16 protein-coding genes are annotated in these 16,074 nt (G+C 68.4%); 2 read left to right on the top strand and 14 right to left on the bottom strand.

Features of this window, described 5'->3' with window-relative positions:
- From A9X05_RS18645 to fadD5, 8 genes are all read right to left on the bottom strand, one after another.
- A partial coding sequence (locus A9X05_RS18645) for an MCE family protein (RefSeq protein WP_197499122.1) occupies positions 1-492 on the bottom strand: 492 nt, incomplete at its 3' end.
- A 62-nt stretch (positions 493-554) separates the two neighbouring features.
- The gene (locus tag A9X05_RS18640; protein WP_067756121.1) at positions 555-2,168 is read right to left on the bottom strand and encodes a virulence factor Mce family protein; all 1,614 of its coding nucleotides are present in this window, start codon (positions 2,166-2,168) and stop codon (positions 555-557) included.
- Positions 2,165-3,757, bottom strand: a complete 1,593-nt coding sequence (locus tag A9X05_RS18635; RefSeq protein WP_067756124.1) for a virulence factor Mce family protein — start codon at positions 3,755-3,757, stop codon at positions 2,165-2,167. The genes A9X05_RS18640 and A9X05_RS18635 overlap by 4 nt, the downstream gene beginning before the upstream one ends.
- On the bottom strand, positions 3,754-4,794 hold the full coding sequence (locus A9X05_RS18630; protein ID WP_067756127.1) for a virulence factor Mce family protein: 1,041 nt from the start codon (positions 4,792-4,794) through the stop codon (positions 3,754-3,756). The genes A9X05_RS18635 and A9X05_RS18630 overlap by 4 nt, the downstream gene beginning before the upstream one ends.
- The gene (locus A9X05_RS18625) at positions 4,791-6,092 is read right to left on the bottom strand and encodes an MCE family protein (RefSeq protein WP_067756129.1); all 1,302 of its coding nucleotides are present in this window, start codon (positions 6,090-6,092) and stop codon (positions 4,791-4,793) included. The genes A9X05_RS18630 and A9X05_RS18625 overlap by 4 nt, the downstream gene beginning before the upstream one ends.
- Positions 6,093-6,094: 2 nt before the next feature.
- Positions 6,095-6,964, bottom strand: coding sequence for an ABC transporter permease (locus A9X05_RS18620; RefSeq protein WP_067756132.1), 870 nt, complete (start codon positions 6,962-6,964; stop codon positions 6,095-6,097).
- 1 nt (position 6,965) lies between these two features.
- Complete coding sequence (locus A9X05_RS18615) at positions 6,966-7,745, bottom strand: ABC transporter permease (protein WP_156670133.1); 780 nt, start codon at positions 7,743-7,745, stop codon at positions 6,966-6,968.
- Positions 7,746-8,086: 341 nt separating this feature from the next.
- Complete coding sequence (gene fadD5 / locus A9X05_RS18610; protein ID WP_067783271.1) at positions 8,087-9,727, bottom strand: fatty-acid--CoA ligase FadD5; 1,641 nt, start codon at positions 9,725-9,727, stop codon at positions 8,087-8,089.
- 162 nt (positions 9,728-9,889) lie between these two features.
- On the opposite strand from fadD5, the gene A9X05_RS18605 reads away from it, so the two are divergent.
- Positions 9,890-10,582 carry a GntR family transcriptional regulator gene (locus A9X05_RS18605; protein WP_082971006.1) on the top strand — a complete coding sequence of 231 codons (693 nt, stop codon included), beginning with the start codon at positions 9,890-9,892 and terminating at the stop codon, positions 10,580-10,582.
- 99 nt (positions 10,583-10,681) lie between these two features.
- Here A9X05_RS18605 and A9X05_RS18600 read toward each other — a convergent pair whose 3' ends face one another.
- Together A9X05_RS18600 and A9X05_RS18595 are read right to left on the bottom strand one after the other, a co-directional pair.
- Positions 10,682-11,128, bottom strand: coding sequence for an SRPBCC family protein (locus A9X05_RS18600; protein ID WP_067756138.1), 447 nt, complete (start codon positions 11,126-11,128; stop codon positions 10,682-10,684).
- Between the two features lie 94 nt (positions 11,129-11,222).
- Positions 11,223-11,597 (bottom strand): thioesterase family protein, encoded by a 375-nt coding sequence (locus tag A9X05_RS18595; RefSeq protein WP_231969400.1) that lies wholly within the window; start codon positions 11,595-11,597, stop codon positions 11,223-11,225.
- 131 nt (positions 11,598-11,728) lie between these two features.
- On the opposite strand from A9X05_RS18595, the gene A9X05_RS18590 reads away from it, so the two are divergent.
- Positions 11,729-12,838 carry an alcohol dehydrogenase catalytic domain-containing protein gene (locus A9X05_RS18590; protein WP_067783272.1) on the top strand — a complete coding sequence of 370 codons (1,110 nt, stop codon included), beginning with the start codon at positions 11,729-11,731 and terminating at the stop codon, positions 12,836-12,838.
- Positions 12,839-12,941: 103 nt separating this feature from the next.
- Here A9X05_RS18590 and A9X05_RS18585 read toward each other — a convergent pair whose 3' ends face one another.
- From A9X05_RS18585 to A9X05_RS18570, 4 genes are all read right to left on the bottom strand, one after another.
- Positions 12,942-14,135 carry an enolase C-terminal domain-like protein gene (locus tag A9X05_RS18585; protein WP_067783270.1) on the bottom strand — a complete coding sequence of 398 codons (1,194 nt, stop codon included), beginning with the start codon at positions 14,133-14,135 and terminating at the stop codon, positions 12,942-12,944.
- A 30-nt stretch (positions 14,136-14,165) separates the two neighbouring features.
- Positions 14,166-15,122, bottom strand: coding sequence for an alpha/beta hydrolase (locus A9X05_RS18580; RefSeq protein WP_067756146.1), 957 nt, complete (start codon positions 15,120-15,122; stop codon positions 14,166-14,168).
- Positions 15,119-15,847, bottom strand: a complete 729-nt coding sequence (locus tag A9X05_RS18575) for an SDR family NAD(P)-dependent oxidoreductase (RefSeq protein WP_067756149.1) — start codon at positions 15,845-15,847, stop codon at positions 15,119-15,121. The genes A9X05_RS18580 and A9X05_RS18575 overlap by 4 nt, the downstream gene beginning before the upstream one ends.
- On the bottom strand, positions 15,844-16,074 hold a 231-nt coding region (locus A9X05_RS18570; RefSeq protein ID WP_197499121.1), incomplete at its 5' end, for a nuclear transport factor 2 family protein. The genes A9X05_RS18575 and A9X05_RS18570, both read right to left, overlap by 4 nt.

The raw sequence follows: 16,074 nt of genomic DNA, 5'->3' as shown, positions 1-16,074 counted from the left end.
GTCGCCCCGCCCGTTGAAGATGTTGTAGACCTCGTTCTGCAGCACCTCGAGGTTGGGGATGCCGCCACCGCGCAGGATCAGCGACAGGCTGGCCAGCGTCTGCTCGGTGGTGGGATACGCCGAGGAGTTCTTCAGCGGAATGGTGTCGCCGTCCTTCAGCAATTCCTGCGACGGGTTGGGCGGCGCGGCCAGCTCGACGTGCTGGGAACCCAGCAGTGAGGTCTGGCCGATCTTGGCGATCGCGTTCTTGGGCAGCTTGGTGTTCTTGTCGACACCCAGCGTCAAAGTGGCGATCCAGTTCTTCAGCTGAATCTTCTTGATCGACCCGACGAAGACGTCGGCGACCATCACCTTGCTGTTGCCGTTGATCGCCAGCGTGTCCGGCACCTGCACGTAGATCGTCATGGCGCCCGAGCCGCTGCCGGGACCACCGGGGATCGCGACATTGGAGATGCCGCGCCAGCCGCACGAACTCAGCACCAGCGCGGCCATCAGCAGGACCAGGGCCTGCCAGGACCCGCGGCGAATCGGCGGGATCAGCCTTCGCAATACGCTCACTGGCCACCCCCGATGTCAGCCGGCACCGCCGGCCCGCCGGCGTTGGGCGCCGGCGCCGCGACCGGCGCCGGTGTCGGGGCCACCGGACCCGGGGCCACGCCCGGCCCGGGTGGCGGCGGCTGGATGGGTACCGGCGCGTTCAGTCCGATCGGCGGCACGATCGGGTTCTCGTCGTACGCGTTCGGCGGTCCCGGCGGCGTCTGCAGGTTCGACTGGACGGGCGCGATGTTGGGGCCTCCCATGAGCTCGGACAGCGAGTCCGGGGTCATCAGACCGGCCGTGATGGGTCCGACCTGCTGGCCCTGCATCCCCGGCGCGACGATCCAGCCGGGCTGGGTGTTGCGGTGCGACGTCGGGGTGTCGGGAACCCAGATGCCGGGCACGGTGGTGTCCTTATAGCCGTTCGGCGGGTGCAGCCGATCCTCCGAATAGGCCACCTGCTTGGGCAAGGTCTCGGCCGTGCTGAACAGGTTCGCGCCGAACGGCAGGTAGTTGAACTTGATGGCGTCGAGGATGGGGGCCAGGTACTGCGCGCACAGCTCCGCGGACTCCTGGTATCCGAGCCGGCTGCCCGCCTGGATCGAGCTGCAGATGAACTGCATCGGGTTGGCGAAGTTGGTGATCGCCGGGATGGCGACCACCGACCCGTGCGACGGGTGATAGATCTGGTTGATGTTCGCCGCGGCCGTCGGGAGGACGTGCAGCGCGGTCTCCAGTCCGTTCAGCGGGTCCGGCTGCAGGATCGTGTTCGTCACCGTGGCCAGGTTGTTGATGTCGTAGGTCAACACCTCGCGGTTCTTGTCCAAGAACGGCCGCACGGTCGACAGCAGACCGTCGAACTGCTCGATCGCGTTCGCCAGGTCGTTGTCGTTGTGGGCGAGCCGGGTGGTGAAGTCCGCCAGGTTCTGGTTCAGCGCGACGAACTGCTGGTCGTCCTTGTGCAGCGCGTTGACGAACAGCGCCAGGCTCTTCACCACCGCGAAGAAGTCGCCGCGGCCTTCGTTCAGCGCGTTGAGCGCCGACGACAGGTTGCTCAGCGTCGTGTTGATCTCTTTGCCCTTGCCGGCCAGGCCGTTGGCGTAGGACTCGATGACCTCACCGAACGGGCCGGTCGGCTGCTCGGGGGTGGGGCCCAGCTTGGAGATGATGTTGGTGATGCTGTTGCGCAGCTGGTCCCACTCCACCGGGACCTGCGTGCGCTCCTCGGGGATCACCGCATTGTCGGCCAGCACCGGGCCGCCCTTGTATGGCGGCTCCAGCTGGATGGCCCGCGACGCCACCAGCGTCGGGTTCAGGATCACCGCGTTGGCGTTGGCGGGAACCCGGTACTTGTTCTCGTAGTGGAAGGTGACCTTCATCTTGTCGCCGGCCGGCTCGATCTTGTCGATCGCGCCCACCCGCAACCCCATGATCTGGACCTTGTCGCCCGGGTAGAGCGCGTTGGCCGCCGGGAAATAGGCCACCACGGTGTTGTTGGTCAGCTTCTCGAAGAGCCGCCAGCCGACGAACCCGACGACCAGGGCCAGCACGATCACCAGCGAGCCGATGATCACGGTCGCCCGGGTCAGCTTCGGTAGCCGGATGTTTCGGATGTCAAAGGCGGTGCTCAATTCTGGCTACCTCCCCCGGCAGCGCCGCTGCCGCCCGTTCCGCCCGGGTTGATGAAGGGCGCCGGCAGCTGGTTCCCCGGCCCCGGTGGGGCCGCGGGTCCCGGCGGGAAGCCCGGCGCGAACGTCGACGGCGGCGGCGTCGGCCCGGCCGGCGCCAGGTTCTCGGTGCGCGCGCCCGGCGGCGCCTGCGCCGGCAGCGGCACGGGCGTGCCGGGAACGTCCGGCGGCGGGTCGCCCGGCCGCCCGGCGATCGGGATGCCCGGCGTCGGGGGCAGGCCGCCCGGGTTCGGCGGGGAGGTCATCACGTCGACCGGCGCCGGGAAGCCCGGGCCGCCGAACGGTCCGATGCCCCCGCCGGCGCACGGCAGCGGGTTCCACGGCCGCGGCAGACCCTCGTCGCCGACGGTCACGTTGCCACCCGGGTTGGCCGGGGTGTAGGAGCAGGGCGACCCGGGAGGAACGGCCGGCCCCGGGTGCTCCGGAGTGCCTTCCAGCACCGGGGGTGCCGGCGGCGGTGCGCCGTTGGGCAACCGGGTGCCGTTCGGGTCGGGCCACCGGAATTCGGGCAGCCCGGCGCTGCGCCAGAAGTTCTCCGGGTCGATGCCGCGCTTCTTGAAGGCGGCATCCACCCACGGCTGGATGATCTGGTACAGCGCGAGGTTGTGCAGGACCACCTTGAAGAACGGTCCCGACGCGATGGCCTCGTTCAGGGACGGCAGGAACTTGCCGACCTCGGTGAGCCCCGCGGCGACGTCGTCCTTGCGTTCCTTCAAGATGTCGCTCACCGTGCGCAACTGTTCGAGCACGTGGTTGAGGTTCGGGTTGTCGTTGATGAAGCCCTTGACCTGTTCGGAGAAGGCGGCGACGTTCGCCAGCAACGCGTTGATGGCCTGGCCGCGCTCGTTGAAGGCCACCAGCAGGTTCTTCGCGTTCACCAGCAGGCGGTCGACCTGGTCGCTGCGGTCACCGAGGACGCTGGCCACCTGGTTGGCCTGGGCGAGCAGATGCTTGACCTGTTCGTCGCGCTTGCCGATAGTGTCGGAGAACTTGGCCACGCCGTCCAGCGCGGCGCTCAGGTGCGGGTAGGTCTGGTCGATGGTCTGCGACAGGACGTGCAGCGATTCCTTGACCGTGTCGATGTTCCAGCCCTGGGCGGCCTTGGTGACATCGAAGAACGCGTCGTAGATCTGGTAGGGCGTGGTGCTTTGACCGATGGGTAGCGAGTCGCCGGGCCTCAGTTTCTGATTGCCCCGGGCCTCGACGTCCAGGATCTTCTTCCCGAGGATGGTGTCGGTCTTGATCGCCAGCCGGCTCTCGGTGCCGATGGTTGCGGTGCCCATATTGAACTTGACCAGGATGTGGTCGCCGTCGATGCTGATGGCCTCGACCTTGCCGACGTCCACGCCGGCGATGCGCACCTTGTCGCCGACGCCGATGCCGCCGGTGTCGGTGAACTGGCCGTAGTAGTGCGGTTTGGCCATCAGCATCGGCACGCTGGTGAAGCTTTGACCGACGCCGATGACGAGCAGCGTCACGATGATGCCCATCAGGCCGATGCGAACCCGGTTGGGTGGTTCCAGTGTCCTCATTGCGGGGTGCACCTACCCGTCGGCTGCTGGAAGAGCCGGACCGTGCGGACCGGGCCACCGGCCTGCAACCCGTTGATCTTGAGGGTGATGTCGCAGGCGTAGAAGTTCACGAAGTCGCCGTAGGAGCCGATGGCGCGCCCGATCATGTTCAACGCGGTGGGCACCTTCTTCAGGTAGTCGTTGAGCCCATCGCGCTGGTCGATGAGCGGCTGCTGGATCGCATCCAGGTAGTTGAGGGTGTTGTGCAGCAGCCCGCGGTCCTCGGCGAGCAGATCGGCGACCGTCCCGGCGGCGTTGCTGATGTGCGCGGTCCCGCCCGCCAGCTGGTCGCCGTGGTCCTTCAGCCCCGTGATGAGCACCTCGAGGTTGTTGACCGTCTGGTCGAACTGCTGGCGGTGGCGGACCGTGGTGTCCAGGACGATGTTCAGGTTCTTGATGACCTCGCCGATCGCCTGGTCACGTTCACCGAGCTGGTTGGTCAGCTGCGCGGTCTGGTCGAGGATGTCGTTGATGGTGCCGCCCTGGCCCTGGAACACGGTGATCAGCGCCGTCGCGATGGTGTTCACCTTCTGCGGGTCCAGCGCACGGAACAGCGGCTTGAAACCGCCGATCAGAGCGTCGAGGTCCAGCGCGGGCGAGGTCCGCGACATCGGGATGAAGCCGCCCGGCGGCAGCACCTTCTCGGCGCCCTCGCCCTCGCCGCGCTTGAGCTCCAGGTAGCGGTTGCCGATGAGGTCGAGGTAGCGGATCTGCGCGGTCGTCGACTGGTACAGCGGCACCGAGCGGTCGACGTTGAATTTCACCCGCGCCCGCTTGCCGCCGTCGGCCAGCTCGACCGTGTCGACCTTGCCGATCTCCACGCCCGAGGCGCGGACGAACTGGCCCGCCCGCAGCCCGCTGACGTTGGTGAATTCGGCCGAGTACGAGTTCGTGCTGTCGAACCGCATCTGGCCGAATACGACGATGATCATCACAGTGAAGATCAGCAGCACCAACGAGAAGATGCTGAGCCTGACGATTGTTCCGGTGATTTTCATGGGTTGATCGTGTTGTCCCCTACTTGGCGGCCCCAGACGTACTCGATGGCGTACGGCGAGCCGGTGTCGAGGTGGTTGTACGGCGCGATGCTGTTGCCGCTGTCCATCACCAATTCAGGTGCCGGCCACAGGTCGTGGGTGATCTGCTGCCAGCAACCGGGGGCGCCCCCCGGCCCGCCGCGCGCGTTCACCCGCGGCAGGTTCTCCGGGTAGGTGTACGGGTTCGGCGCGCCGCCGATGAGCCCTGCGAGCCCGCCGACCAGGCTGGCGAGGGTCGCCACCGCCGACACGGGGTTGGCCAGCAGCCCCAGCCCGGACAGGGCCTCGGTGTGGGCGCTCAGCGAGTAGCCGTTGCCGCCCAGGAACGACGAGGCCTTCGGCTCGATGTCGTGGTAGTTGCGCAGCGTGCAGAAGATCTCCGGGCTGTAGGTGTCCAGCAGCTGGGCCGAGGGCACGAGGTCCTCGGCGCCGCGCGCCAGGTAGGGGCCGCCCCGGTTGAAGATGTCGGCGCCCGTGTTGCCGAACCCGGCCGCGGACAACAGGGCCTGGTCCAGATCCTTCTGCTGCGCGTTGATCGTGCGCGAGGTGATGACCGCGTTGTTGAGGAAGTCGATTAGGTCGGGCGCGGCGTTGGCGTAGGTGTCCCCGAGCGCCGCCAACCCCTGAATGTCGCGGCGGGCCTGGGGCATCTGCGGGTTGACGTCATCGAGGATCGCGTTCGCGTTGACCACCGATTGCCCGAACCGGTCGCCCAGCCCGGTCAGCGCCTGGGCCGCGGCGCTCAGCGTCAGGTTCAGCTTGACCGGATCCACCTTCTCCGCGATCGAGGTGACGGTCTGGAACAGCGTGTTGATCTCCGTCGTCACCGACCGCGCGTCGATCACGGTGTGCGGGTTGAGCTTCTGCGACGACGGGTTCTTCGGCGTCGTCAGCGACACGTACTTGCCGCCGAACACAGTGGTCGCCTTGATGTCGGCGTTCACGTTGGCCGGGATCAGCGAGAGGTACCGGGGGTAGACGTCCAGGGTGAACTTCGCGGCCGGCTTGCCGTCCCGCACGGTCTCGGAGATGTTGGCCACCCGGCCGATCTCCACCCCGTTGTAGGTGACCTTCGAGCCGGGATCCATCACCAGCCCGGCCCGCGACGCCAGCATGGTCAGCTTGGTCTTGGGTGTGAAGTCGCCGCGGAACTGCCCGTAGACCAGGACCAGCGCCACGAGGGCGATGATCAGCGAGGCGATGCCCGCCAGCTTGTACGGCGGGTTGCGGGGTTTGTTGACCTTCACCGGTGACGTCATGGCTACACCGTGAGCGCGAAGTTGGGGTTGACGCCGTAGAGCGCCAACGCGGCTGCCAGAACCACGACCTGGACCGACACCAGCGAGAAACGCATCGATCGGCCGACGGCCTCTCCGACGCCGACGGGTCCGCCGCCGGCGTTGTATCCGTAGAAGCAGTGGGTGATCATCACGACCGCCGTGATGATGATGGCCTCGAGGAACGACCAGAACACGTCGTCGGGACGCAGGAATGTCCGGAAGTAGTGCTCGTAGGTTCCGTTGGATTGCCCGTACAGCACCGTGGTGGTGATCTGGGGGGACAGGAACGACATGATCATCGCCAGCGAGTAGAGCGGAATGATGACGACCAGCCCGGCCATGATCCGGGTGGTCGCCAGGAACGAGATCGACTTGATGCCCATGACTTCCAGGGCGTCGATCTCTTCGCTGATGCGCATGGCCCCCAGCTCGGCGGTCGCGCCGGCGCCGACGGTGGCGGCCATCGCGATGCCGGTGACGACGGGGGCGGCGATGCGGACGTTGATCAGCGCGGCGAAGAAGCCGGTGAACGCCTCGACGCCGATGTTGCCCAGCGAGGCGAAGCCCTGAATGGCGACCAGGGAGCTACCGGACAGGGTCACGAAGCCGACGATGGCCACGGTGCCGCCGATGACGGCCATGGCGCCGGTGCCCATGCCGATCTGGGCGATCAGCCGCAGCGTCTCCTTGCGGTAGTTGCGCAGCGCGTGCGGGATGTGGCCGAGGGCCACCGCCCCGAACCACGCCATCTGGCCGACGTCGTCGAGCCCGCGGGCCGCGGCGCCGCCGTAGCGGTTGAGGTTTTCGGCCGCCCGCGGGAAGCGGGCGCGCAATACGGCAGAGGTCGACATGTCAGTGGCCCGTTCCGAATCGCACGCCGATGGTCGTCAGCACCACGTTGACCGCGTACAGCGCGACGACGCAGAGCACGACGGTCTCGTTGACGGCGGTGCCCAGTCCCTTCGAGCCGCCCCGCACGGTCAGGCCGCGATAGCAGCCGACCAGCCCGGCGATCAGGCCGAACGTGGCGGCCTTCACGGTCGCGATGACGACCTCCGGCAGACCCGTGATCGTGGTCAGGGTGGCGAGGTAGGCGCCGCCCGAGACGTTTTGCAGGTAGACGCCGAACAGGTAGCCGCCGACCAGGCCGACGGTGATCACCAGGCCGTTGAGCAGCGTGGCCACCAGCGTCGCGGCGATCACCCGCGGGACCACCAGCCGGTGGATCGGGTCGATGCCGAGCACCTCCATGGCGTCGATCTCCTCGCGGATGGTGCGGGCGCCGAGGTCGGCGCAGATGGCCGTCGACCCGGCGCCGGCCACCACCAGCACCGTGGTGAGCGGACCGAGCTGGGTGACGGCGCCGATCGCCGCGCCGGCTCCGGACAGGTCCGCGGCCCCGAACTGGGCCAGCAGGACGTTGAGCGTGAAGATCAGCAGGACCGTCAGCGGGATCGACACCATGATGGTCGGCAGGAAAGCCACCCGCATGATGAACCAGCACTGCAGGACGAATTCGCGCCATTGGAACGGCCAGCGGAACAACGCCCTGCCGGTGAGGACGCACATCCGGAAGAATCCCCCGATGAGCGTCAGCGGGGTCTGCAGTTGGTCGCGTACATAGCCGACCAAGTAGGGGCCCCGTCGACTCGCCGACGTTGAAGTCACCGCTGCCCCCTCCAGCTGATACCGCCCGCCTCTCGGCGCGGCGGCGGATCGTGTCGCACGCCTCTCCCCCTCACGGCTCCGCGGCTGAGGGCACCCCCACCCCTCGCCGTCCCCCGCAAGCGGGAGGTACGCCCAACGCGGCCGGGGAGGCCCCCGTTTCGCCCCGACCCAACGTGTGTGACCATCGGCTCCCTACTGACAAGTAGTAACGGAGACCACAGGAATGTACCCGATGGCCATGCACGTGTGAACTGCATCTGCACAATTAACCCTTCGTCAACAGCGGGCAAACGTTACAGGTTTCGTCAGCTTTCCTCCCTGCCCGTGAATTCTCTTGCACCGGAACGGTTTTCATCGATATTTGCGGTTCCGTAACGGATCCGTAGCTCAGTCTTGAGCACCTTACCGGCGGGGTTGCGCGGCAACGCGTCCACGATCTCGAGGGCCTTGGGATGCTTGTAACGTGCCAGCCGCTCGGCCAGGAACTCCTCGAGCTCGTCGAGCAGCAGCTGGTCGCCCGCGACGGCCGCGACCGCGATCGGCACCTCGCCCCACTTCTCATGGGTGCGGCCGATGACCGCGACCTCGACGATGCTCGGATGGCTGGCCAGGACGTTCTCCACCTCGGCGCAGTAGATGTTCTCACCGCCGGAGATGATCATGTCCTTCTTGCGATCCACCACCCAGACGTAACCCTCCTCGTCCACCCGGACGAGGTCGCCGGAGTGGAACCACCCACCGGCGAAGGCCTCCGCTGTGGCCTCCGGGTTGTTCCAGTAGCCACTCATCAAAGTTGGTGCGCGATATACGATTTCGCCGACCTCGCCGATCGGCACGTCGTTCATGTTCTCGTCGACGACGCGTGCGGCCACGGTCGGGATCACCTTGCCGACCGAGCCGCGTTTACGTATCGCGTCCTCGCCCAGCAGCATGCAGGTGACCGGCGACATCTCGGTCTGACCGAACGCGGCCAGGATCTGGGTGCCGGGAAACGTCGCCGACATCTCGCGCAGCAGCGCGTCGGGCGCCGGCGCGGCTCCCCAGGACATCACCCGCAGCCTCAGGTCGCGGGGCCGTGCCTGTTGCTCGGCGCAGACGGCCTGCCATTGCGCGGGCACCAGGAAGAGGCCGGTGACCTTCTCTTCGGCCAGCACGTCGAGCAGTTGCCCCGGCTCGAACGCACCGAGCGGGTAGATCACCGTCGGGGTGCCCAGCAGCAGCCCGGTCAGCATGTTGCCGATGCCCGCGATGTGGAAGAACGGGACGCCGACGAAACCGACGTCGCTGTTGATGTCGGCGCCGTTGGTGTACAGGCCGGTCATCGTCTGCCCGGTCAGGTTCGTGTGGGTCAGCACGGCGCCCTTCGGGCGGCCCGTGGTGCCCGAGGTGTACATGATCAGCGCCGGCGAATCGTTCGGGATGTCGACGGGCTCATGCGCAGCCCCGTGCTCGTTGATCAGGTCTTCGTAGCCGAGGACGCTGTCGTCGCCCGCGCCGCCGGCCACGATGATCGTGCCTACCAGCGGCTCGACGTCGCGCACCCCCGCGGACACCGGGGCGAGCACCGATTCGGTGATCATCACCCGCGCTTCGCAGTCCTGGACCAGGAAGGCGATCTCGGCGGGGGTGAGCCGGAAGTTGAGCGGCACGGCGATGGCGCCGAGCATGTTGACCGCCAGCACCGACTCGACGAATTCGGTGCGGTTGAGCATCAACACCATGACCCGGTCGCCGAAGCCGACTCCCCGACGGCTCAACGCATCGGCCAGCGCCGCCACCCGCTGCCGCAGGTCCCCCCACGTCACGGTCCTGCCCAGGAACCGCAGCGCCGGGGCGCCCGGTTGCATCAGGGCGTGCCGTTCGAGCTGGGTCACCCAATTCTGCCGCCGGGACAGGTACGGCTGCTCCGTCCCCTGCGCCAGATGGCTCGCTAATTGCGCGGTCAACTCCGGCCTTTCCCTTCACTCGCGCACCGCTTGCGCCAGGTTGATATTTGATAAAACATGGTGTTGTCTGGGTCACATTATGGCCTGAAAGCCCTGCTGACAAGCCCCGACAAAAGTTTCAAACCAACCTCCGCGAAGCCCCCGAAAGCCCTGGCAGCCCCCGTGAACGCACCGATATCCACGCGACTGAGGCGCCGACGGCCACTGCGCCGGGCGCAGTTGTCCGACGAGGTCGCGGGTCACCTCCGGGCCGCGATCATGTCCGGGGCGCTCCGGCCGGGGACGTTCATCCGCCTCGACGAGACCGCGGCCGAGCTCGGCGTCAGCGTGACGCCCGTGCGCGAAGCGCTGCTGAAACTGCGCGGCGAGGGCATGGTGCAGCTGGAACCGCACCGCGGCCACGTCGTGCTTCCGCTGACCCGCCAGGACGTCGAGGACATCTTCTGGCTCCAGGCCACCATCGCCAAGGAGCTGGCCGCCGCGGCCACCGACCACATCAGCGACGCCGAGATCGACGAGCTCGAACGCATCAACGAGGCGCTCGCCGCGGCCGTCGGGTCCAGCGACGCCGAGACCATCGCGGGCATCGAGTTCGCATTCCATCGGGTCTTCAATCAGGCGAGCGGGCGGATCAAGCTGGCGTGGTTCCTGCTCAACGCCGCGCGGTACATGCCGGTGCTGGTGTACGCGGCCGATCAGCAATGGGGCACCGCCGCCGTCGACAACCACCGGCAGCTGATCGCCGCGCTGCGCCAGCGCGACGCCGCCGCGGTGATCGAGCACACCGTGTGGCAGTTCACCGACGCGGCGGCCAGGCTGACGGAAATCCGGGACCGCACGGGCATCTTCGACTAGCGGCGGTCGCAAGCACGGCGAAGCCGGGCGCCGCGGGCCGGCGCGATAGATCCACCGCGGTCGCAAGCGCGGCGAAGCCGGGCGATGGGTCTATCGCCTTCAGGACGAGCCCGCGGCCAGCTGTTCGGCGCGCCGCTTCAGGCTTTCGGCGAGGTGGTCTAAGACGTTGCCGACGAGCTGCTTGACCATCGGCGCGGGAACCGGCATCGAGGTCTCGACGTCCAAGTCCACGGTCAGCAGGCTCGATGTGCCCATCTCCACCACGCTGAACAGCTGCTCCTGCTTGGTGAAGAGGTCGCCCTGCTGCAGGACGGTCTGAATCTGGTTCTCCGCCGGGTAGTAGACGGCCTGGATGAACACGCTCTGCATGCCTTGGTAGTCGGTGTCGAGCCGCAGCTGGCTGGGGCGCCCGTCGTCGTAGCGGGCGAGCACCCAGAGGCCCTTGATCTCCTCGTTCCACTGCGGGTAAGCCTCGAAGTCCGCGACGATCGCCATGATCGAGGCGGCGTCGGCGCTGACCTCGACGGTCTTGCTCATAACTGGCATTGGCGAAGCATAGCCGGGTGGGCGACGCGTCCCGGCGGTGCGGCCCGGGCGGCGATTTCTCGCGAAAGCCCCGGCGCCGCGGGCAATCTCGGGCCTATCGGTCCACGCGCGCCGTCGACAGCAGCGACCGGACGGGGTCGGGGATTTCGATCGGCTTGCGGCTGGTGCGATCGACGTAGACGTGCACCCAATGGCCCAGCGCGGTGATCGGCTGAGCCTGCCCGTCCAGCGCGGCCCGGAACACGCCGAGCCGGTAGGTGACGCTGCTGCGGCCCAGCCGGGTCACCGCCAGCCCCACCATGAGGCCCTCGGGGAAATGCAACTCGGAGAAGTACCGGCAGGCCGACTCGGCCACGATGCCGAGTGCGGGCGTGGTGAGCGGGTCCAGCCCGGTGCTGGTGTTGATCCAGGCGTTGATGGCGGTGTCGAACAACTGGTAATACACGGCGTTGTTCAGGTGGCCGAACATGTCGTTGTCGGCCCACCGCGTTCCGACCGGCCACAGCACCGGGAAGTCGTCGCTGGAGAGCCCATCCGGTGCCGGCGGCACCGCCGGAGCCGGCGGGACCGGGGGTTCCGAAGCCATGGTTGTATTCCAGCATGGTTCAGATTCGGGGGGCCGTGCTGGACCGGATCGGTCTGGCCCGCCCGTACGCCGAGTCCCGGCCGATCCGCGTCGTCGATCTCGACCTGGATCCGCCCGGCAGCGGTGAGGTGATGATCCGCGTCGAGGCGGCCGGCGTCTGCCATTCCGACCTGTCCGTGGTCGACGGCAACCGGGTGCGGCCGGTGCCCATGCTGCTCGGGCACGAGGCGGCCGGAATTGTCGAGCAGATCGGTGACGGAGTCTCGGATCTCGCGATCGGTCAGCGGGTGGTGCTGGTGTTCCTGCCGCGGTGCGGCCATTGCGCGGCCTGCGCGACCGGGGGCCTGACCCCGTGCGAGCCGGGCAGCGCGGCCAACGCCGCCGGGACGTTGCTGGGCGGTGACATCCGGCTCAACCAGGCCGGCCACCGCGTGTACCACCACCTCGGGGTGTCGGGCTTCGCGACGCACGCGGTGGTCAACCGGGCCAGCGTGGTGCCGGTGCCACCCGACGTGCCGCCCGAGGTCGCCGCCCTGCTGGGCTGCGCGGTGCTGACGGGCGGGGGCGCCGTGCTCAACGTCGGCGATCCACAGCCGGGGCAGACGGTCGCCGTCGTCGGCCTGGGCGGTGTCGGCATGGCGGCGGTGCTCACCGCGCTCAGCTACGACGGCGTGCGCGTGGTCGCCGTCGACCAACTGCCCGACAAGCTGGCCGGCGCGCGGGCGCGGGGCGCGCACGAGGCGTACACCCCCCAGCAGGCCGTCGACGCGGGCGTGAAAGCCGCGGTGGTCGTCGAGGCCGCCGGCCATCCCGCCGCCCTCGAGACGGCGATTGCCCTCACCGCTCCGGGCGGCCGGACGATCACCGTCGGGCTGCCGCCACCGGATGCACGAATCTCGCTGTCGCCGTTGGGTTTTGTTGCCGAAGGACGGTCGCTGATCGGCAGCTACCTGGGCTCGGCGGTGCCCAGTCGTGACATCCCCCGGTTCGTCGCGCTGTGGCAGTCGGGCCGGCTCCCGGTGGAGGCGCTGGTGTCCTCGTCGATCCGGTTGGATCAGATCAACGAGGCGATGGACAACCTCGCCGACGGCGCCGCCGTCCGGCAGCTCATCAGGTTCGACTAGCCGCTACCGCCCGCCATTTCCACCGGCGAGCGTGCGTGTCTGTGCGACGACACGCCGTTGACGGCGGCATTCTGCGCACGCTCACGCGCGACGGCGCCAGCCGCTACCGCGGGTGCAGGGGCGCGACGAGTTCCACCGCCGCTTCCGGCAGGCGGTGTTCTTCGATGTATTCCCAACGGATTTGGTAGCCCAGTCCGGGCGCCGACGGTATCTCGACGAAGCCGTCCGGTGCGAGGGGGTCGCACGGCGCCGTCAGGTACGGCGGCGCGGCGTCGTAGCGAGCCCCGGGCCCGAGCAGGCCGCGCTCGTAGTACTGGCAGACGTCGTCGCTGGTGGCGCCGAGGACCTGCAGGTTGCCGAAGCCGCTCATGTGCAACTCGCACCGCATGCCGACGGCCTCGCACATCCCGGCCAGTTTCATCACGCCGGTGATGCCGCCGCGCAGGACGTCGATGCGGCTGATGTCGGAGGCATGGCGCAGGATCCAGTCCGCGCGGGTGTAGATGCCGCCCTCGGCGATCTCGGGAGAGCAGATCGGGATGTCGAGTTCGTCGCCGAGCCGCCGGTAGGACTCGACCCGGTACTCCGGCATTGGGTGCTCGTACCAGTAGAAGCCCAGCCGCTCCAGCTCGCGCCCGACCCGCAGCGCGTCCTCGTAGGTGTGGTAGGTCCCCCAGGGGTCGAACATCAGTACCATCTCGTCGCCCACGGCGGCCCGAACCTCGCGACACACCCGAATGTCCCAGTCCACATACGACGGCCGTGGGAGCGCGAACTGACCTGTCGCCGGATTCCAGTAGTGGTAGGGGTGAATCTTGTAGGCGCCGTAGCCCTGGCGCTTGCAGTCGACGGCGTGTGCGGCGTATTCCTCGGGCGATCCGAGATTGTTGAAACTGCTGGCATACGCCCTGACCCGGTCCCGTGCGCCGCCCAGCAGTTTGCGCACCGGCAGGCCGGCGGCTCGGCCGGCCAGATCCCACAGTGCCAGATCGATTACGCTGCACACGTTTTCGGGAAGTTTCGCCGCCCACAGTTGGCGCCAGATCTCGGCCCGGTCGAACGGGTCCTGACCGGCGAGCAGCGGGCTCAGGAATTGGGTGATGATCGCCCGGTCCCCCGGCAGCAGGCCGTCCTGGTCCCCGTGGAAGTGGCCGCCGAAGTAGTAGCCCTCGATGCCCTCGTCGGTGATCACCTTGGTCACGGTCTGCACCACGCGGTAGTCGGTCATCAGCTGGCCGAACGAGATTCGGTCGACCCATGTCTCGAACGGCACGACCTCGAGGCCGGTGATCTTCATGGCAGCACATTCTGCCGACGGTCCGGGCGCTCAGAGTAGAGGCGAAGGTCCCGCACCGGTCTCGTGCAAGGCGCTGCCGAGGGCGTGCTCCTGAAGCGCGAACAGGCGCGCGGACGTCGGCGAATCGGGCAGCAGCGAGTCGAATCCGTGGCAGGTGCGGGCGAAGACGTGTAGTTCGGCCGACACCCCGGCCCGGAGCAGGCGCAGCGCATAGTCGACGGCCTCGTCGCGGAAGGGATCGATTTCCGCGCAGGTGATCAGCGCCGGGGGCAGATCATCGAGCCGGGTCCGCCGCGCGGGCACGGCCGATTCCGGCACGGTCGTTGCGCCCAGGTAGTGGCCCCACATCAGGTCGGCGGCCTCACCGTCGAACGCCGGGCTGGCACGAAACTCCTTCTTGGACGGGGTGACTCGATCGTCCAGCACGGGCTGGTGCAGCAACTGGAAGACGACCGGCGGCACTGAGCCGTCGGCCGCCGCTTGTGCCAGGCACGCCGCCAGGGTGGCGCCGGCGCTGCTGCCGGCGACGGCGATCCGGGTGGGATCCAAACCGAGTTTGCCGGCGTCGGTCACGACCCACCTCAGCACGGCACCCGCGTCGGCGAGCGCGGCCGGGTAGGGGTGCTCGGGCGCCAGCCGGTAGTCGACCGACACCACCGTGCAGCGGCCGCGGCGGGCCAGTTCGACGCATTGGCGATGGTCGGTGTCCAGGTTTCCCAGCGCGAACCCGCCCGCGTGGCAGTAGACCACCACGGGTGCCGGTGAGGACCCACCGCGATAGATCCGCACCCGCACAGGGGGGTCGGCCGGCACCGTCTCTTCGCCGACCTGGACACCGCGCGCGTCGGTCTGTTCGGCGGCCGCGCGGCGGCGCTCGTTGAACGGGTCGCGGGTGAGTTCGATTGAGCGGAAGGAAAAGTCCGTGCGGGTGATCGCGAGGGCCCGCAGTTCGGGGTGAAGCCGGTCGACGCCGTCCGGTGCCGTCATCGGATCTGCACGCATTGGCCGCCGTCGACGACCAGTTCAGCGCCGGTGATGAACGACGCGTGCCCGGAGACCAGGAACGCGACCGCGTCGGCGACCTCGTGCGGTTCACCGATGCGCCCGAAGGCCGACGACGCGGCCAGTCGCAGCTGCGTGGCGTCATCGAGCATCGGGGTCGCGATCGGTCCGGGGAACACGGCGTTGACCCGGATGCCGAGGGGGGCCAGTTCGGCGGCGGCGTTCTGCGTCAGCCCGCGCAGCGCCCACTTCGCCGAGCCGTAGGCGGCGTGGTGGGGGAAGGGCCGGATGGCGCCGGTGCTGCAGATGTTGACGACGGCCGCACCACTCGCCGCCCGCAGGTGCTCCAGCGTCACGTGAATGCCCAGGAATGCACCGAAACAGTTGATCCGCCAAGAGCTTTCGAAGGCATCGGCGGTCTCGTCGGCCAGCGATGCGCGGTGCAGCGCCCCGGCGTTGTTGACCAGCGTGGACAGCGCGCCGAAGTGATCGATCACGGCACCCACGGCGGACCGCCATCGCGGCTCCGAGGTCACGTCGAGTTCGATCGCGATCACCCCGTCGTCGCCCAATTCGTGCACCAGGCCGCGCAACTCGTCGGCGCGGCGGTCGCACGCGGCCACCGAATAGCCCTCCGCGCGTAGCCGTTTGGCGATGGCCCAACCCTGGCCGCCGGCCGCGCCGGTCACCAGGGCGACGCGTTCGTTCATGACGGCGTGACCTCGGGGGTGTCGGACAGGCCACGGCCCGTGACGAACTGGCACCGCCGCCGCCGGAACCGCCACCGTCCGTCGGCGCGGACCAGTTCATCGTCGTACAGCGCCGGCCGCAGGTGCAGGTCGCCCGCCCGCACGAACAGGACCTGCGACCGGGCGCTGGCGGTATCGTCGTCGACGTCGACCCGGGAGACCCCCGTCAGGTGCAATCCGCGCGGGGC

This window comes from Mycobacterium sp. E3298, from assembly GCF_001666895.1.
GTDB lineage: Bacteria > Actinomycetota > Actinomycetes > Mycobacteriales > Mycobacteriaceae > Mycobacterium.
Note: the sequence above shows the minus strand (reverse complement) of the source record. Positions and strands in the feature narration are given on the sequence as shown.